Annotated in this window: 15 protein-coding genes and 1 tRNA gene; 12 read left to right on the forward strand and 4 right to left on the reverse strand. The window is 36.2% G+C overall.

What is annotated here, in order from left to right:
• Positions 1–237: 237 nt before the first annotated feature.
• Positions 238–1,197: an alpha/beta hydrolase gene (locus AB1K81_RS01445; RefSeq protein ID WP_412974871.1), complete on the forward strand. Its 960-nt coding sequence runs from the start codon at positions 238–240 to the stop codon at positions 1,195–1,197.
• Positions 1,198–1,243: 46 nt separating this feature from the next.
• On the opposite strand, the gene AB1K81_RS01450 is transcribed toward AB1K81_RS01445, so the two are convergent.
• The 3 genes from AB1K81_RS01450 to dat form a co-directional block, all read right to left on the reverse strand.
• Positions 1,244–3,241: a S9 family peptidase gene (locus AB1K81_RS01450; RefSeq protein WP_412974872.1), complete on the reverse strand. Its 1,998-nt coding sequence runs from the start codon at positions 3,239–3,241 to the stop codon at positions 1,244–1,246.
• Between the two features lie 165 nt (positions 3,242–3,406).
• The gene (locus AB1K81_RS01455; RefSeq protein WP_412974873.1) at positions 3,407–3,913 is read right to left on the reverse strand and encodes a P-loop NTPase family protein; all 507 of its coding nucleotides are present in this window, start codon (positions 3,911–3,913) and stop codon (positions 3,407–3,409) included.
• A gap of 78 nt (positions 3,914–3,991) precedes the next feature.
• Complete coding sequence (gene dat, locus AB1K81_RS01460; protein ID WP_412974874.1) at positions 3,992–4,864, reverse strand: D-amino-acid transaminase; 873 nt, start codon at positions 4,862–4,864, stop codon at positions 3,992–3,994.
• A gap of 245 nt (positions 4,865–5,109) precedes the next feature.
• Here dat and AB1K81_RS01465 point away from each other — a divergent pair, with 245 nt between their 5' ends.
• The 10 genes from AB1K81_RS01465 to AB1K81_RS01510 all read left to right on the forward strand — a co-directional run bounded on the left by AB1K81_RS01465 (position 5,110) and on the right by AB1K81_RS01510 (position 16,126).
• Positions 5,110–5,241: a hypothetical protein gene (locus tag AB1K81_RS01465; protein ID WP_412974875.1), complete on the forward strand. Its 132-nt coding sequence runs from the start codon at positions 5,110–5,112 to the stop codon at positions 5,239–5,241.
• Between the two features lie 208 nt (positions 5,242–5,449).
• A tRNA-Gly gene (locus AB1K81_RS01470) sits at positions 5,450–5,523 on the forward strand.
• Positions 5,524–5,667: 144 nt separating this feature from the next.
• Positions 5,668–6,834, forward strand: a complete 1,167-nt coding sequence (gene queG / locus AB1K81_RS01475) for a tRNA epoxyqueuosine(34) reductase QueG (RefSeq protein WP_412974876.1) — start codon at positions 5,668–5,670, stop codon at positions 6,832–6,834.
• Between the two features lie 108 nt (positions 6,835–6,942).
• A complete protein-coding gene (locus AB1K81_RS01480) occupies positions 6,943–7,788 on the forward strand; it encodes an amidase domain-containing protein (protein WP_412974877.1) in 846 nt (281 codons plus the stop codon).
• Positions 7,789–7,841: 53 nt separating this feature from the next.
• Positions 7,842–8,315 (forward strand): tRNA (cytidine(34)-2'-O)-methyltransferase, encoded by a 474-nt coding sequence (locus AB1K81_RS01485; protein WP_412974878.1) that lies wholly within the window; start codon positions 7,842–7,844, stop codon positions 8,313–8,315.
• A 786-nt stretch (positions 8,316–9,101) separates the two neighbouring features.
• A complete protein-coding gene (locus AB1K81_RS01490; RefSeq protein WP_412974879.1) occupies positions 9,102–11,966 on the forward strand; it encodes a 2-oxoglutarate dehydrogenase E1 component in 2,865 nt (954 codons plus the stop codon).
• Positions 11,953–13,212, forward strand: a complete 1,260-nt coding sequence (gene odhB / locus AB1K81_RS01495) for a 2-oxoglutarate dehydrogenase complex dihydrolipoyllysine-residue succinyltransferase (RefSeq protein WP_412974880.1) — start codon at positions 11,953–11,955, stop codon at positions 13,210–13,212. Before AB1K81_RS01490 ends, odhB begins: the two co-directional genes overlap by 14 nt.
• 174 nt (positions 13,213–13,386) lie before the next feature.
• Complete coding sequence (locus AB1K81_RS01500) at positions 13,387–14,574, forward strand: NupC/NupG family nucleoside CNT transporter (RefSeq protein ID WP_412974881.1); 1,188 nt, start codon at positions 13,387–13,389, stop codon at positions 14,572–14,574.
• Between the two features lie 243 nt (positions 14,575–14,817).
• Positions 14,818–15,147 carry a PadR family transcriptional regulator gene (locus AB1K81_RS01505; RefSeq protein WP_412974882.1) on the forward strand — a complete coding sequence of 110 codons (330 nt, stop codon included), beginning with the start codon at positions 14,818–14,820 and terminating at the stop codon, positions 15,145–15,147.
• 1 nt (position 15,148) lies between these two features.
• On the forward strand, positions 15,149–16,126 hold the full coding sequence (locus AB1K81_RS01510) for a permease prefix domain 1-containing protein (protein WP_412974883.1): 978 nt from the start codon (positions 15,149–15,151) through the stop codon (positions 16,124–16,126).
• Positions 16,127–16,317: 191 nt separating this feature from the next.
• On the opposite strand, the gene AB1K81_RS01515 is transcribed toward AB1K81_RS01510, so the two are convergent.
• Entirely contained in the window at positions 16,318–17,688 is a 1,371-nt protein-coding gene (locus AB1K81_RS01515; RefSeq protein ID WP_412974884.1) for an MATE family efflux transporter, read from the reverse strand.
• A gap of 116 nt (positions 17,689–17,804) precedes the next feature.
• On the opposite strand from AB1K81_RS01515, the gene murG reads away from it, so the two are divergent.
• A complete protein-coding gene (gene murG / locus AB1K81_RS01520; RefSeq protein WP_412974885.1) occupies positions 17,805–18,875 on the forward strand; it encodes an undecaprenyldiphospho-muramoylpentapeptide beta-N-acetylglucosaminyltransferase in 1,071 nt (356 codons plus the stop codon).
• Positions 18,876–18,897 lie beyond the last annotated feature (22 nt).

Below are 18,897 nucleotides of genomic sequence, written 5' to 3' on the forward strand. Positions count from 1 at the left end.
TTGAATGGAGAACACATCAAGCGCTTTTATTTTACATTTCAAGTTATCTATAATATTCCCCAATTAGACTTTCTAACGGTGGTCCCCTAGTTCAGTAGTTGTATCATCACCACCCCTTTTAGATGTTTTATCTTGGGATGCTTACAAATATCTACCAAGAAGAAATTTCAATTTTGTGCGAAAATTTCTAGTATAATAGTATTATAGACAACAAGAGAATACATCTAGGGGGAAAGTATGGTGAAGAGGAAAATCTTAAGAGGATTAACTGGACTATTTATTGTTATATTGATTATAGATGTAATTGCTAGTTTTTATTTTTATGATCTCGCCATTAGCCGGGGACCGAAAGATTTCTTGAGTGGAAATAAAGACCTTGAAGTTTCCGCAGAGACGATGGAGGTATTACTAGATGGTGGCTGGCGCGAATGGGTATCTGAACAGGAGTTCGAGCATATTGAAATGACTTCTCGTGATGGATTGCTTCTTCAAGGTTATTTTCTTGAAGCAAAAGAACCAACGAATAAGCTTGTCATTGCTGCTCATGGTTACTTAGGTCGTGGGAGTGATATGGCCTTATATGGTCAGTATTATTATGAGGAATTAGGCTATAATTTTTTTACTGCTGATTCCCGAGGGCATGGAAGAAGTGAAGGGGATTATTATGGGTTTGGCTGGCCGGATCGGTTAGATTATATGGACTGGATTAATTTGCTTGTAGAGAAGTTAGGTCCGGAGACGGAGATTATTCTTCATGGACTTTCTATGGGAGCTGCTACAGTATTAATGACGGCTGGGGAAGACCTGTCGGATAATGTGAAAGTTGTTATTGCTGATAGCCCATATACGAGTGTGCATGATTTATTTTCTTATCAAATTAATAGAATGTTTCATTTACCATCTTTCCCTTTTATTCATTCAACTAGTGTAGTAACGAAAGCTAAAGCTGGATATTCCTTTAAAGAGGCTTCTGCATTAGAACAGGTGAAAAAAGCGGAAGTACCTATTTTATATATAACTGGGAATGCCGATACCTTTGTTCCAACAGAAATGACTCAGGAGCTTTATCAGAATACTAAAAGTAAAGCAGAGCTTGTAACCTTTGATAATGCCAATCATGGGGAGTCGTTTGTTTCAGATGAGGAGAAGTATAAGAAGGTAGTGAAGGAGTTTCTAGAGGAGAATTTTGAAAAATAAACATGAAAAAGCTGACGTAATTAGTACGTCAGCTTTTTTCAGGATTCTATAAATAATTTTTAAACCAGCGTAAAATATGATTCAATCGTTCCACGCGCATTTCTGGTTTTCCACTCCGGCTAAGTTCATGGTTAGCGCCAGGGAAGCGAACGAATTCCACTTCTTTCTTTAAATGTTTAAGTGCTACATAGAATTGTTCCCCTTGCTCGATTGGACAACGATAATCTAGTTCACCATGCAAGATTAATAGAGGCGTTTCTACTTTATCTGCATATTTTAATGGTGAGATTTCCCATAATGCTTTAGGGTCATCTAATAAATCATACCCGTGTTGCCATTTATTAAAGAAGTAACCGATATCACTTACGCCATAGAAGCTTAGCCAGTTACTAATTGAACGCTGTGTAACAGCTGCCTTAAAGCGGTTTGTATGCCCGACAATCCAGTTCGTCATAAAACCACCATAGCTTCCACCGGTTACTCCTAGACGTTCTTGATCGATAAAGTCATACGTTTCAATTGCATAATCCACTGCAGACATTACATCACCGTAATCACCTCCACCATAGTCACCGCGACAAGCATCAACGAATTCTTGACCATAACCATGGCTACCACGAGGGTTCGTATATACAACAACATAACCTTGAGCAGCTAGTAATTGCATTTCATGGAAAAATGTTTGGCCATACATTGCATGTGGTCCACCGTGAACTTCAAGTACTAATGGATACTTCTTACCTTCTTCAAATCCATAAGGGCGTAGTAACCAACCGTGAATATCCCAACCGTCTTTTGCTTTGAAACTAATACTTTCAGGTTTACCAACTGAAACGTTATCTAGAAATTCTCGATTTGCATCTGTTAGTTGCTTAACATTAGATTCCGAGTCTAGTAGATAGAAATTACATGGATCAGTAGGTGAGCTTACCCCGATAACAAAAGATCCTTGAGTTGGATTATAAGAGAAACCAAATACATGACTATCAACATTATAAAGTTCTTTTAATTCTCCAGTTAAACTAACTTCATAAAGATTAACTGCCCCTCGGTCTGATCCGATGAAAAATACCTTATCTTCATTTCTTGACCATACTGGGCCACCTTCTGAAGAGCCTAAACGTGTATCACCTACAATTAAATCCCCTAGTTGGAAGTCCCATTTTTCACTTAAGCAAACTGTTTCTTTTGTTTGTATATCATGAATATAAAGCTCTGTTAATGTGGCATTCAAATATTGTTGTTTATGACCAAGATAAGCAATTTTGTTACCACTTGGAGAGAACCTTGCTGTGTAATAAGAACCTTCTCCATCGGTTAGCTTTGTTACTGCTTTAGTTGTGGTATCCAACAGATAAATATCACTTTTTAATTCATAATCTGAATTCTCGCTTAGATTACCAGCAAATAAGATCGTTGAACCGTCTGGTGATATATCTTGATATCCGTGGTGGTGATCTGCTTCTGTTAATTGTGTGAAAGTTTCTTTTTCAATATCGTACAGAATAATTTGTGCCTTCTTGTCATCTAGAAAACCTTGTGCATCGGATTTATATTTTAAAGTCGTTACATGTAGAGGTTTTTTACTTTTTTCTTCTTTTTCTTTTTGACGTTCTTCTTTCGATAATTCCTTTTGATTTGTTACATCATCGTCTTTGTCTAAAGAAGCGGTGAAGATGATTGCTTTTCCGTCTTTAGACCATTCAGGATTTACTGCACCATTTTTAAAAGTAGTAAGTTGTTTTGGTTCACCGCCATCTAATGGAAGTAGGTAGAGCTGTGGTATACCACTACGATTTGATTGATATACTACTTTTTTTCCGTCTGGTGAAAAGCGGGGATTGCTGTTTTTATTAGCACCGAATGTCCATTGTTTAGCAGTTTTCTCGTTTAGCTTTTGAACAAATAAATTTGACTCGTATTCTCTTTTATCATTAATAGTGGTTGAAACATAGGCATATGTAGTTCCATCAGGAGAAAATTGTGGATCACTAAATACTTCTAAACTCATGAAATCTTCCGTCGTGATTGCGCGTTTTGTCATTAATAAAACCTCCAATGTAAGTAGAATCTTCAATTTAGCAGATGGAATATTTTGAAAATTTAACGTCTGCTAATTTCAACTGCAGCAAAGTCGAATAATATGACGAATGCGGAGTTTACTAATATTATTTTAAACTATTTCGGGATGCGAAGCAATTAACAAATTCTAGATTGATAGATTTTTCAGCCACTCTTGTAATTCTCTTCTGTTTTTAAAAATATGAAGTTCCTTATCGTTTATATTGGAAAGTCTCTCGTACATTTTTGGCGCATTATTTTTATTATAGTTCTTTGACCATTTTATAAATTCCCAGTTCAATCTTTCTGGACAATCTTTTCCAATATCTGGTCTAGTTTTATTTCGATATTGGATTCTCCTTTTCATTATGCCATATAAAGAGCGAAGTGTAGAGTAGTTAAGGAATATGATCGTATCAGCATCTTCTAAGCGTTTTTGCAGTGTGGAACTATAGTTTCCATCAATAATCCAACTATTCTTTTGTAGAATTTCATCATGTCTTTCAATTAATTCATCTGTTTCAACTGGCTGCCAATTCGGTTTCCAATAAATAGAATCCATATGGTAAACAGGGATGTCCAGTAATTCTCCTAGTTGTTTAGCTAAAGTTGATTTACCTGCTCCAGGATTCCCTAAAATAGTTATCTTCTTCATGTAGACCTCCTTTATTTTTTAAAGATAGAAATAATAAGGCTGTCTTTGGATTAACCTAATCCTTAAGACAGCACAAATTTAGGCATTTGCTATTACTTTATCTTCTATATTAGCATCCTTTTCATAAGCAGCTTGTAACTTTCTTGTAATTTCACCAGGTTTCCCATCCTTTATAAGCTTGCCATCAACACGAATAATCGGTGTGATCTCTGAAGTGCTACTAGTTAAAAATAACTCATCCGCTTCAGCTAAATCCTTTAACGTAAAAGGTTCCTCAATAAATGTAATGTTTAATTCTTCTACAAATCTTTCAACTGCCATCCGAACACAGCCATGTAATATATTATTAGTTGTTGGATGTGTATAAATCGTTCCATTCTTCACTAAATAAACATTGGCAGCAGAACATTCCGTTACACGGCCTTCTTTATGCAGGATAGCCTCATAGCAGTTTTGTTCTTTTGCTTCTTGTTTTGCTAATACGTTAGGAAGTAAATTTAAACTTTTAATATAGCAGTTTTCCCAGCGTATATCACGGTGAGTAATAACACTAACGCCGTTTTTTATCGTTTCTAGATTACGCGGAAGAGACTGAGCATAAGCATAAATATTTGGCTCAACATCTTTAGGAAAAACATGATCACGTGGTGCAGAACCCCTTGATACTTGCATATATAGCTTGCCATCTCCAGTTATATCGTTACGGGTTAGTAACTCAAGTAATAATTCTTTCATTTCTTCTTTAGATTGAGAGAGTTTAATTTTAATAGCTTCCGTCGAACGAAATAGTCTATCAATGTGTTCATCTAATAAATAGTAGGTTCCATTATAAATTCGAATTACTTCATATATACCATCTCCAAACTGTAGAGCTCGCTCTTCAATTGGAAATTGTAAACTGTCACGATGAATAAATTTTGCTTGTGATAAAATTACTGGAAATATTGACAACTAATACCCCTCCTTAGTGTTATGATTATTTTATTACTTCCTTAATTAGTTGTAAATGATTGTTTTTTATATAATATTCGTATTGTTGAAATGGGTTAGTTTTAAAGATGCGGGGGATTTAAGATGAACCATATTTTTTAAAAATATACTTGCATATTGTCGAAGAAGTTGCTATAATAAATTTTGCATTCACAAAACGAATATGCTTCCTTGAAAATATAGAAGATGCAGGGGCATGACCGTGCGTGAAACAACAGATGAATAATAAATCTACACTTAATGCGGGTGTAGTTACGAGCAATACTTCTACCGAATCCGCTACGAGTTGCCCCGAAGAATTCACTGCTTTGAATATGCTTGTAGATGCAGGGGCATAATGGACCAGATTTGGTTTAAAATTAAAATTAAATAACAAGTCTTAACTTAATGCGGGTGTAGTTTAATGGTAAAACTCTAGCCACGAGCGATACTTCTACCGAATAAACTGCGAGTTGCCCCGAGGAATATGCTTCCTTGAAAATACTAGAAGACGCAGGGGCATGACCGTGCGTGAAACAACAGATGAATAATAAATCTACACTTAATGCGGGTGTAGTTTAATGGTAAAACTCTAGCCTTCCAAGCTAATGTCGTGGGTTCGATTCCCATCACCCGCTCCATACATATGTCCTAACGCAGTGTTTCGTAATAACTTACGAGATGTTGCGTTTTTACTTTTCCCACACTAAAATTCCTCAGAACACTTAACAAAACAAAATGCACATAGTATGGTTAAAATAATACATGAGAAGGGAGGCATGGAGATGAATGCCGAACAACTGAAACAAGAAATTATTGAGTACAGTAAAAAAATAGGCATTGATAAGATTGGGTTTACAACAGCAGATGTGTTTAGTGAACTGAAAGAGCGGTTGAAGCGTCAACAAGAGCTCGGTTATCAGTCTGGGTTTGAGAAAGGTTCTAACGAAGAACGGACTGATCCAAGAAGGTTATTGCCAGAAGCTCAATCCATCATTTCCATTGCCATGGCCTACCCTTCACGGATAAGTAAAGACGCTCCTAAAAGTACAAAAGAAGAACGGAGAGGTTTTTTCTGTAGAGCTTCCTGGGGCATGGATTATCATGATGTTCTTCGCAATCGACTACAAAAACTAGAAAGCTTTATTCATGAAAAAGTAACAGATGCTGTTACAAAGGTAATGGTGGATACTGGAGAATTATCCGATCGTGCCGTAGCCGAGCGAGCTGGAATTGGTTTTACCGGGAAAAATACTTTATTAATAACAGAAGAATTTGGATCCTTCGTTTATTTAGGAGAGCTTATTACAAATATACCTTTTACACCAGACACACCTGTAGAAGATGGTTGTGGTGATTGCCGTAAATGTATCGATGCTTGTCCGACAGGCGCGATTGTACAAGGTGGTCAGTTAAATGCACAACGGTGTATTGCTTTTTTAACACAAACGAAGGACTTTCTTCCAGAAGAATTCCGTTCGAAACTAGGGAATCGAGTATACGGCTGTGATACATGTCAGCTAGTTTGTCCAAAAAATAAAAAAGTAGATTTTCACATTCATCCAGAGTTTGAACCAGAAGATAATGTCGCAAAGCCATTGCTTAAGCCAATGCTAACTATGTCTAATCGAGAATTTAAAGAACAGTTTGGCCATGTCTCCGGATCATGGCGTGGAAAAAAACCAATTCAACGTAACGCCATCATTGGACTCGGGCATTATAAAGATAAAACAGCTGTGGACGAATTAATTGCGATTATGAAAAATGACCCTCGTCCTGTAATCCGGGGTACAGCCGCTTGGTCTTTAGGAAAGATAGGAACTGAAGATGCATTCCAGGCGATAACAGATGCGATGGAAAAGGAAAACGACACAAACGTCCTCTTTGAAATGGAAAAGGGTCTGGCATTTCGGGAAACACAATTAACGAAAGATGTACAGGTGGAAAACTAGTTGGCTATTATGTTGGACTAGATAAAGAAGAATTTTAAATGAAACATAAAAATAGTTATCTTAAAGACATGCAATCCCTCCATATAATCAATAGTGGAGGGATTCTTCATGAAGATACTTACACAATTTTGGCAAGAACTATTTGAATCCAATCAATTTAATAGTGATTGGTTAGAAAGACAAAGGATATTATACGAGAAGCGTGATTTGAAAATAGTCAGAGTTAATGGAAAAGGTCACATTTATCAAAGGATGAAATATGACCAAGAGGAAAAAATATACTATCATCTACACTTATCCATGCTTCTAAAAAAAGGAAATTATTTTATTCGGGAAGAACGAACGATTCCTTATGAGTTCATTTTAAAAGATGGAGAAATCGTAAATCACAAACTGACAGAGGTAAGAGAACAAGAGGAACTATCTGGAAAATTAGAACCGGATTCAGGGCAAAGTGAAAATGGGGAACGGTTTGTATATGACCGATTAGCTGCTGTACAATATGCTGAACGATGGTGGAATAGTTATAATCCTGCGTATCGTAAATTTGACGTAGACTGTACTAATTATGTTTCCCAATGTTTACGTGCAGGTGGGGCACCGATGCGTGGAGCACCCAATCGAAATCAAGGTTGGTGGTATTCGGGGAATAATTGGAGTTATAGCTGGGCTGTTGCTCACTCCTTAAGATGGTATCTATCAGGATCTACCCAAGGATTGAAGGGGAGAGAAGTTGATTCTGCTAGCGAACTTCAACCTGGCGACGTAATCTGTTATGACTTTGAAGGAGACGGAAGATGGAATCATACTACTATTGTTGTCGGAAAGGATACTGATGGCATGCCTTTAGTAAACGCACACACACAAAACAGCAGACAACGCTATTGGTCGTATGAAGACTCAAGTGCCTATACACCTAATATAAAGTATAAGTTTTTCCACATCGGCGATTAGTGGTATAATGTGAAATTGTTAGTGCAAAGGAATATAGCAAGGAGAAATGAATTGTGAGTTTACATGTCGTATTATTTGAACCAGAAATTCCAGCTAATACAGGAAACATTGGTAGAACATGCTTAGCAACAGATACAAAATTACATCTCATTCATCCACTTGGGTTTTCAACAGATGAAAAAGCTGTTCGCCGGGCTGGATTAGATTATTGGCAAAACGTTGATATGGAAGAATATAACTCGATTTTTGATTTATATGATAAATATCCAGATGGGAAGTTCTATTATATAGAAAATTTCGGTACAAAACATTACACCGATTATGATTATAGTAATTCTGATGAAGATATTTTCTTTGTATTTGGTAAAGAATCGACTGGTTTTCCTAAGGAATTATTAGTGGGGAAAGAAGAACAGTGTCTTCGCATCCATATGAATGATAAGGTCCGTTCATTAAATCTTTCTAACACTGCAGCAATCATCATTTATGAAGCCTTAAGACAACAAGGTTTTCCAAATTTAACATAAGGTTAGTCGCCATTCACTTTTAAGTGGGTGGCGTTTTTTGATTGTTTGTGGTTTTCACTAATTCCTTTTTAAGGGTAGTAAAGGAAGAAAAGTTATATATGAGATTTGTATGATTCCTTTTTAATGGTTGTGAATTCAAAAAGATAATTGAGGAGTTCTATCGAGTTCCTTTTATTGGATAAGGAAGACCAAATAGTAATAGAAGAGCTCTATTAGATCCCTTTTTTGAAGTAGTACTATAAAAATGGAATCAGAGAGTCAAACTCTAATCCCTTATAAATTAAACAGATATAAAAAAAGTAACAGAAATATTGGGCAATGCTTCTTCATTCGACAAAATAAAAAACTAGCCCCAAAAGAGCTAGCTTTCACAAGTTATTATTGATTTTTCTTCGGTACTCCTGGTTTTGCATCATATCCAGCAGAAAAGATGGCTGCCAAAAATGTTACAGTAACGCCTAAGATTAGAGCTAATTTCATATGTTAGGGCCTCCTTTGATTAATGCATATGTATAAAAATAACTTAATTATATCTGTCCTTATTATAGCGAAAAAATATCAGAATGTGAACTAAGATTGGTTACAATTGTATGAATTGATATGAAAGAAAATTCGCAAATTTTAAAGGAAGATACAATTATCGACTAATGCGCATAACATATATTGTTTCCGCTATGAAAATAAGGTATATTAGTTGATGTAGAATCAAGTCAGTTCTATAATAGTATTGCAATTAAAAACCGTTTTCATGCGGAGAAATGTTAACTTCTAATGGGGGTATAAGACGTGGCACAAAATGACGAATCTTCACAAAGATTCTGGGGAGAGTTTCATGGTCCTAACATGGGGTATGTGGAAGAACAGTATGAGCTATATAAAGAGGACCCTCAAGCTATTGATCAGTCTTTAAGAGAGTTATTTGATCAGTATGGAGCTCCTAATTGGTTGAGCAGTTCAACCAGCAATATACAACAAAGTTCTACAAACACATCCATAAACGATGTCAAGAAAATCACCTCAACATACAAATTAGTTGAGGCTATTCGTCGTTTCGGACATTTGGAAGCAGATATTTACCCAGTAAGTATTAATGAGGAAAGAAAATCAGAATTACTTAATCCACAAACTTATGGGTTGACAGAAGCAGACTTGAAAGAAATTCCAGCTAATTGGATATGGGAAAAAGCGCCTGTTGGTATTGAAACAGCGCTAGATGTCGTTCGAGAATTACGAAAAAATTATACTGGTACCATTACATTTGAATATGATCATGTAGATAGTGAAGAAGAGCGTAATTGGTTGTCTGATTATATTGAGTCAGGGAAAGCACGCTTAAACCTATCAGACGATGAGAAAAAACAATTATTAGAGCGCTTAGCAAATGTAGAGGGGTTTGAAGGTTTCTTACAAAAAACATTTGTCGGACAGAAGCGTTTCTCCATTGAGGGACTTGAATCAATGGTTCCAATGCTTGATCATATCGTAAAATATGCTACAGAAGATAAGGTTGAAAATATTATGATGGGTATGGCACACCGCGGTAGATTAAGTGTGTTAGCCCACGTATTAGGAAAACCTATTGATAAAATTTTCTCTGAGTTCCATCATTCACCTAATAAGGAGTTAATACCTTCAGAAGGTTCTAGAGGAATTAACTATGGATGGACTGGAGATGTTAAATACCACTTTGGTGCGGTGAAAGATGTAAAAGATGGGGAAGAAACGAAGATTAAGATTACACTAGCACACAACCCATCTCATCTAGAGTTCGTAAATCCTGTAGTAGAAGGGTTTGCACGTGCAGCACAGGATTACCGCTTTGAGAGTGGCTATCCTAAGCAAGATGTTTCTAAAGCAATTCCAGTATTAATTCATGGTGATGCTGCATTTATCGGTGAGGGTGTTGTGGCTGAAACCTTGAATCTCGCAAACTTACCTGGATATAGAACTGGTGGCACATTGCACATTATCGCGAACAACTTGCTAGGCTATACAACTGACCATGAAGATGGTCGTTCTACTCGATATGCTAGTGATTTAGCAAAAGGTTTCGAGATTCCGGTTATTCATGTTAATGCGGATGATCCAGTTGCTTGTGTTTCTGCGATCAAACTGGCATATGACTATCGTCAGAAGTTCAACAAGGATATTTTAATAGATTTAGTTGGGTATCGCCGTTATGGTCACAATGAAATGGATGAGCCAAGAGTTACACAACCAAAACTTTATAGCATCATTGATAATCATCCAACTCCAGCGAATGTATTCGCAAAGGAATTAGTGGCAAAAGGTGCCGTATCGAAAGAAGAATTTGACCAAATGGTAGCGAGTGTAGAGGAAAATCTTAAGGCGATCTACGATGGTATGAAAGAAACCGAAATTGCTAAAGTAGAATGTAAACCAATGCCAGATGCTCTCAATACTGATTTGGAAAAATATGAAACTGCTGTAACGATGGATGAATTAGTTGCTCTTAATGAGGAATTATTCAACCGACCTGAAGGATTTACGGAAAATAAAAAGCTTGCAAGAATTTTTAAACGTCGTAAAGAAGCTCTAAATGAAGGGAACACAATTGACTGGGGTGCAGGGGAAGCGCTTGCTTATGCATCTATTCTTAAAGATGGTACGCCAATTCGTTTAACTGGTCAAGATTCTGAGCGTGGTACGTTTGCCCACCGTCATGCGGTGTTGAATGATGCTGTTACAAACGAGAAGTACAGTATATTCCATGGCATCGACGCAAAGGCATCATTTGATATTCGAAACAGCCCACTATCTGAAGTAGCTGTTTTAGGATTCGAATATGGATATAGTGTTCAGGCTCCTAATACTTTAGTTTTATGGGAAGCACAGTTTGGAGACTTTGCAAACGTAGCCCAGACTATTTTTGATCAATTTATCTCAGCAGCCCGTGCAAAATGGGGCGATAAGTCTAATATGGTTATGTTGTTACCACATGGATATGAAGGTCAAGGACCAGAACATTCTAGTGCAAGATTAGAGCGTTTCTTACAAATGGCTGCAGAGAATAACTGGATTGTTGCGTATGTAACATCATCTGCTCAATTCTTCCATTTAATTCGCAGACAGGCAGCTTTACGTAATAAGGAAGAAGCGCGTCCATTAGTACTTATGACACCGAAGAGTAGTTTGCTCCGTAATCAACGTATTGCATCAGTTGCACAAGAATTTACTGAAGGAAAATTCCAGCCACTTCGCAATCAGCCAAATTTAAAAGTTAGTAAGAAAAATGCGAAACGCTTACTAATTGGTACTGGAAAAGTTATGGTTGATATAGAAGAAGCTATTGATAACTCTGATGAGAAATACGATTGGCTACGTGCAATGCGTTTAGAGCAAATTTATCCATTTCCAACTAAAGAGTTGGAAAAAGAATTAAAAGATCTTCCAAATCTTGAAGAAATTGTTTGGGTTCAAGAAGAACCAAAAAACATGGGTGCATGGGATTTTGTGGATGATTACTTAAGAGCTTTATTAAAACCAGGTCAAAACTTACGATACATTGGTCGCCCTAAGCGTTCAGCACCTGCTGTTGGTGATCCAAATGTGCATAAATCAGAACAAGAGAGAATTATACAGCAAGCAATTAACCCGACATTAGGAGGAGATTCCAGTGAAAGAAATTAAAGTACCTGAACTTGCCGAATCTATTACAGAAGGAACAATTGCCGAATGGTTAGTTAAAGTAGGGGATACAGTAGAAAAAGGTGACCCTGTTGTTGAACTAGAAACCGATAAGGTTAATGTTGAAGTTAACTCTGAAGTTTCTGGTGTTATCACAGAAATCCTACGAGAAGAAGGCGATGATGTTGTCGTAGGTGATGTTATTGCTAAAGTAAGTGAAGAAGGTGGAGCGGTAATAGAACCTGCTAAAGAGGAAACGCCTGCACCTGCGGCTAAAGAAGAAACAAAAGAAGCAGTAGTAACAAAATCAGAACCAGTTAAGACAGAAGAAGAGTCAGGTTCTAGCCGTGATGTTATTGCATCACCAGCTGCAAGAAAACGAGCTCGTGAATTAAATATTGACTTAAGTACTGTTGCAACACGTGATCCACTAGGGCGCATTCGTCCTGAAGATGTTGAAGCTGCTGCAAGTGCACCTAAGCAAACAGAAACGCCTGCGCCTGCTAAGAAAGAAGCACCAAAAGCAGAAACTACTACTGATTACAGCAAACCGGTAGAAGTAGTGAAAATGTCTCGACGTCGTCAAACGATTGCAAAACGCTTAGTAGAAGCTCAGCAAACTGCTGCAATGCTAACTACATTTAACGAAGTAGATTTAACAAATGTTATGAAGCTTCGTAATGAGCGTAAAGATAAGTTTTTAGAAAAACATGGCGTAAAACTTGGTTTCATGTCATTCTTTACAAAAGCTGTAGTCGGTGCACTAAAAGACTTCCCACTACTAAATGCTGAAATCAATGGTACTGATCTTATCGTTAAAAAATACTATGATATCGGTATTGCTGTTTCAACAGATGATGGATTAGTAGTACCAGTTGTTCGTGATGCAGACCGATTAGACTTCGCAGGAGTAGAGAGCGAAATCGCTAACTTAGGTAAAAAAGCTCGTAACAAAGAGCTTGGAATACAAGACCTACAAGGTGGAACATTTACGATTACAAATGGTGGAACGTTCGGATCTATGCTTTCCACACCTATCTTAAACGCACCACAGGTTGGAATTTTAGGAATGCATAATATCATTAAACGACCAGTCGTTATGCCTGATGATTCTATTGAAGTACGTCCAATGATGTATTTAGCACTTTCTTATGACCATAGAATTGTTGATGGTAAAGAGGCAGTTCAGTTCTTAGTACGTGTTAAACAACTACTGGAAGATCCTTATGACTTACTATTAGAAGGATAATAATTATTTTACTAGTCTTATCCCTGCTATAACGGGAGTTATAGCAGGGATATTTATTTTTACAATATAAGTATTTTGTTAGAGTTACATCAATATATATAAATTCCTGTTATTCCAATTTAAATTGGGGTATTACTAAAAAGAGTAATTAGACAACTTAGGAGGACTCAACATATGGATATTATTCTTGGTATTTTAGCAATCATAGTTGTTTTAGGTATTGCATATCTTTTATCAAATCACCGCAAAATGGTTAACTATAGAGGAATTGGAATTATGATTCTTGCCCAACTCCTTATTACTTGGTTTATGTTTTCCACGACAATTGGTCAAACGATAATAAACGGTATATCAGCCGTATTTAATAAATTAATTGAATTTGGTAATGCGGGAGTCGATTTTATTTTAGGTGGAGTAGTGGAAGCAGAAGGTGGCGTCTTTTTCTTTGATGTCCTATTATTGATTATCTTCTTCGCTACCATTTTATCAGTTCTTACATATCTTAAGATACTACCAATATTCATTAAATATATTGGTGGAATCATTTCTAAGATTACTGGCTTACCGAAAGTAGAATCTTTTAATGCAGTCAATAGTATATTTTTTGGACAATCAGAAGCTTTAATTGCAATACGCTCTCAGTTTCATCATTTAACAGCGAATAGATTATATATAGTTAGTGCATCTGCTATGGGCTCTGTATCTGCATCCATAGTTGGAGCATATATGCAAATGCTCCCGCCTGAATATGTATTAGTGGCATTACCGCTTAATATGTTTAGTGCATTAATTATTGCATCAATTATTGCTCCAGTTAATGTTCCGAAGCAAGAAGATAAAGTTGATATTACAGACGTTTCCAATGATAAAAGTATATTTGAGGCGATGGGTAATGGAGCACTTGAGGGTGGTAAAATTGCATTAATCGTAGGTACGATGTTAGTTGCCTTTATTGCAGCATTAGAGCTTGTTAACTGGATTATTCAAGCAATATTTGCTGGTGTAACCCTTCAACAAATACTAGGGTATGTGCTATCACCAATCGGTATTTTAATGGGGATTCCAACTAGCGAGGTTATTGATGCAGGTGGTATTATGGGAACAAAAATTGTGACTAATGAGTTTGTTGCAATGCTAGAATTTCAAAACATGATTGGACAAGTTTCAGAAAAAACGGTTGGGATTGTTACCGTATTTTTAACATCTTTCGCAAACTTTTCTTCGATTGGGATTATTGCAGGTACCGTTCAAGGGATTGATCGAGAAAAGGGAGGAGAAGTATCGAAGTTTGGTCTTAAGCTCTTACTTGGAGCAACACTAGCTTCTATCTTATCTGCAACTATCGCTGGCTTATTTATTTGATTAACAGCTTTATAAATTATACACGAAAAGGGCTTGAGGTATATATATCCTCAAGCCTTTTTGTATTGGTAAAGTCATATTTAGTAATAAATCACTAAAATTTCTGACAACCTTATATTATCGTTATTACTTTACCAGTCATAGTAATTGTGATAAACTAAAATTACTACGACAGACATAGTATGTCAGATGCAGTAATCGGGTAATTACATTGTGAGACTGTAGCAGGAAGGAGCGTATGAATTGATTAGTAGTGATGTTATTCGTGGATACAATGATACCATCATTCTTTATCTCCTATTAGATCATCCTTCATATGGATACGAAATATCAAAAAAGATTAAAGAATTGTCAGATGAAAAATACATTATAAAAGAAACAACACTGTATTCAGCATTTAACCGTCTACAAAAAAATGGGTACATTGAGTCTTTTTATCAGGAGCAGACACATGGAAAAAGACGTACGTATTACCGTATTACAGATGCGGGAGTAAATTATTATTACGAAAAGTGTAAGGAATGGGAAGTGACGAAAGAGGTTATCAATCAATTTATTAGGGAGGTAATTTAAAATGGAAACGATAATAAGTTACTTGGATAACATGTTCAAGAACATGCCAAAGACATCGGAAATGAATAAGCTTAAAGAAGAGCTCCTTGCCAATATGGAGGATAAGTACCATGAATTAAAGAGAAATGGAAAAACGGAAAATGAAGCAATTGGGATAGTCATTTCAGAATTTGGTAATATAGACGAGTTGATCGAGGAATTTGAGATTGAGCAGCGTGACGAGGTAATTGAGGAATCATTTACTTTTATGAGTGAAGAAGAAATCTATGACTATTTGCGAATGAATAAAAGGTTCGCGAAAATGATTGGTCTCGGTACGGTCTTATGTATTCTTGCACCAGCTATACTGATCTTATTCAATCAACTAATGTATGGTGGTGTATTTAAAATTGGTTCAGAAGGCTTTGATACTATTGCTGGTCTCATCCCGTTCTTTTTGTTTATTGCCATCGCTGTAGGCATATTTATCTACGCGAGTATGGGAATGGAAAAGTATAAGTATATTGAACATGGTGTAGATTTTTCGAATGAAATCCGCACAATACTTCTCCAAAAAAATGAGGACTTTCAACCTGTCTATGTTAAATCTCTCATAGCAGGTGTGTTGTTAATGATTATATCACCTATAACGCTCATTATTATTAATTTCACTGTAGGTACTGATACTAGTAGTTATGGAGTATTTGTGTTACTTTGCATGGTAGCTTTTGCTGTTTATATTTTTATTTATTATGGAGTGGTTAGGGCAGGCTATCGAAAGCTACTGGGAATTGGTGAATATTCGAAGAAAGAAAAAGAGCAAAACAAAGTGATAGCAGCAGTTGCTGCAATTATCTTTCCGCTAGCAACTTGTATTTTTCTAATCAGTGGTTTTGTATTTGATGCATGGGCAATCAATTGGCTCATCTTCCCAATCGCCGGTATACTGTTTTCCATGTTTTCTGGTGCTTATAACATATTGAAAACTGATGGAAAGTAAATGTATTCCTTAAAAATAAAATGAGTCAGAAAAAGATGCACCCTCCTAAGTCCTAATTGACTTATTGAGAGGTGCATCTGTCTTTTGGAAAATGTGTCCACCATTTTAATTATAAATATAGTATAATGAACGTTTTTCGATTTGTCATTAAAGTTTTTACTCGTTATACAAATAAAAAACTCCTCAGCAAATCAATTTCCAGAGGAGTTTTTCATTTCTACGTTATACTTTTTTTGAATAAACCTTAGCCTTCCTAACAATGCAATTGCTCCAGCACTTAAGCCTACAATAATACCAACCCAATAACCAAATGGTTCAAGTGAAGTAAAGTTCGCAAGTAACCAACCTATCGGTAGCCCAATTACCCAATAAGATACGAGGGCAATGACTAGCGTTACATTTACATCTTTATAACCTCTAAGTGCTCCTTGAATAGGGGCAGCAAATGCATCAGCTACCTGAAACACAATAGCATATCCAATAAATTGAACCGTTAAAGCAATTAAATCAGGATCAGAATTATAAAGTCCAGCCACTCCTTCCCGAAATACATAAAGAATGACACCATTAAATGCTGCAATGAAAATTCCGCCACTGATTCCGATATACCCATAGATTTTGGCATCATGCATTCTTCTTGCACCTACTTCAAATCCTACCGTAATGGTAAGTGCTATACCAACACTTAACGGGATCATATAAAGTAATGATGCAAAATTCATTGCTGCTTGGTGTGCGGCTATCGTATGCGTGTTATAGACGCTCATGAGTAAGGTTACTGCCGCAAAAATACTGGTTTCAAAAAAAATAGCAAACCCAATAGGTACTCCAATTTTTAATTGCTCTAACCAATCTTTGATTCTTGGTTTCACCCAGTTTTTAAAGATACGATACTCACGAAATGGGCTCATTTTAGCTAGAATTACAAATGCTAACACACAAGATATTAAGTAAGTTAATGCAGTAGCTACACCAGCACCGATTCCACCTAAAGCAGGAATGCCCAATTTCCCAAAGATAAATATATAATTAAAGAGAATATTAATAGGTAGGGAAATTAAGATGATAATCATGGAAATACGTGTTTGACCTAAAGCATCAATAAAACTTCGTAATGTATTAAAAATGAATAATGGTATAATACCAGTACCTAATGTAATAAGATAGTATTTGGCAATATGATGGACAGAAGATTCTAATTCCATCATATTTAATATAGGATTTAATAGGATGATTCCAATAAGAAGGATTATAACTCCTAAACCAATAGACAAGTAAATAGCTTGCTGTACTTTTTTGCTAATAGATTGATCATCCTTAGCTCCTAATAAATGGGCGATAATGGGCGTAATGGCAAGTAGTATTCCATTAATTCCTGTAAATACCGGTACCCAAAGACTAGAGCCAATAGCAACTCCTGCTAAGTCTACTGCTCCTGAACGCCCAGACATAACTGTATCAAAGAAAGTCATTAAGTTTAAACTTACTTGGGTTACTAAAACGGGAAAGAATATGTAAAAAAATAATTTAATTTTTTGTTTTAACGTGTCTGTTTGATACATATTATGCTTCCTTTTTCTTTTATTTTCTAATAGGATAAAGAGGTAAAGATTTTACATGCATAAAGGTAATTATACGATGATGCGGTAAAATTGGAAAGAGGGGACTTCAAGATATTATGAAAAACAAACGAATTCTATTCACAGGCGGTGGCTCTGCGGGTCATGTTATTGTCAATTTGGCATTAATTCCTGTATTCCAGCGTGAAGGATGGGAAATTGATTATATAGGTTCTAAAAATGGCATTGAACGTTCTTTAATTGAACAGATAGACGGTGTAACCTATTATCCTATCTCAACTGGTAAATTACGCCGTTACATGTCTTTAGAAAATGTGAAAGATCCTTTTAAAGTTATAAAGGGAACCTTACAAGCATGGAGAATTATTGGAAAACAAAAGCCTTCTGTTATATTTTCAAAAGGCGGCTTTGTATCAGTTCCTGTTGTACTTGCATCAAAATTGCGTGGTGTTTCTGCTGTTATTCATGAATCAGATTATACACCTGGCCTTGCGAATAAGTTAGCAATCCCATTTTCTAAAAAAGTTCTGGCAACTTTTCCAGAGACAATGAACTATTTACCTGAGGATAAAGCAGAATATGTTGGTGCTGTTATTCGTGAGGAATTATTTGAAGGAAATAAAGAAAAAGGACTGTCCTTATGCGGATTCAATCCTCGTAAGCCTGTTTTATTAATTATGGGCGGTAGCGGAGGTTCAGAAAAAATAAATAACACGATTCGAGATACATTGGATCAATTGTTAGATTATTTCCAAGTGGTTCATATTTGTGGAAGTGGGAAAGCTGATACCTCTATAAAACGAGAAGGCTATATACAATTTGAATATGTAAATGAAGAATTAAAAGATATTTTTGCTGCAACGGATTTCGTTTTATCTCGTGCAGGTTCTAATGCGATTTTTGAATTTTTAGCGCTGCGAATTCCGATGCTACTAATTCCACTATCAAAAGAGGCGAGTAGAGGGGACCAAATCATTAATGCGAAATCCTTCCAAGAAAAAAGCTATGCCAGAGTATTAGAGGAAGAGGATTTAACAGAGGAAACGCTTGTGAAGGAACTTGAAAAGCTTGTTCAACAAGGACCAATTATGTTAGATAAAATGAAAGCCTATCAAAGTGAAAAATCACGAGACCGTGTTGTTGAAATTATAAAGGAATCAGCAAGATAGTCTATAATTAGCTAAAAAGCAT

It is taken from the genome of Ornithinibacillus jepli (genome assembly GCF_047228935.1).
In the GTDB taxonomy this organism is placed as follows: Bacteria; Bacillota; Bacilli; order Bacillales; family Amphibacillaceae; genus Ornithinibacillus.

Bases quoted from the DNA above. Each gene is read 5' to 3' on its own strand.
- AB1K81_RS01445 (WP_412974871.1), top strand. From the start codon at position 238: ATGGTGAAGAGGAAAATCTTAAGAGGATTAACTGGACTATTTATTGTT.
- AB1K81_RS01450 (WP_412974872.1), bottom strand. From the start codon at position 3,241: ATGACAAAACGCGCAATCACGACGGAAGATTTCATGAGTTTAGAAGTA.
- AB1K81_RS01455 (WP_412974873.1), bottom strand. From the start codon at position 3,913: ATGAAGAAGATAACTATTTTAGGGAATCCTGGAGCAGGTAAATCAACT.
- queG (WP_412974876.1), top strand. From the start codon at position 5,668: ATGAATGCCGAACAACTGAAACAAGAAATTATTGAGTACAGTAAAAAA.
- AB1K81_RS01480 (WP_412974877.1), top strand. From the start codon at position 6,943: ATGAAGATACTTACACAATTTTGGCAAGAACTATTTGAATCCAATCAA.
- AB1K81_RS01500 (WP_412974881.1), top strand. From the start codon at position 13,387: ATGGATATTATTCTTGGTATTTTAGCAATCATAGTTGTTTTAGGTATT.
- AB1K81_RS01510 (WP_412974883.1), top strand. From the start codon at position 15,149: ATGGAAACGATAATAAGTTACTTGGATAACATGTTCAAGAACATGCCA.
- AB1K81_RS01515 (WP_412974884.1), bottom strand. From the start codon at position 17,688: ATGTATCAAACAGACACGTTAAAACAAAAAATTAAATTATTTTTTTAC.
- murG (WP_412974885.1), top strand. From the start codon at position 17,805: ATGAAAAACAAACGAATTCTATTCACAGGCGGTGGCTCTGCGGGTCAT.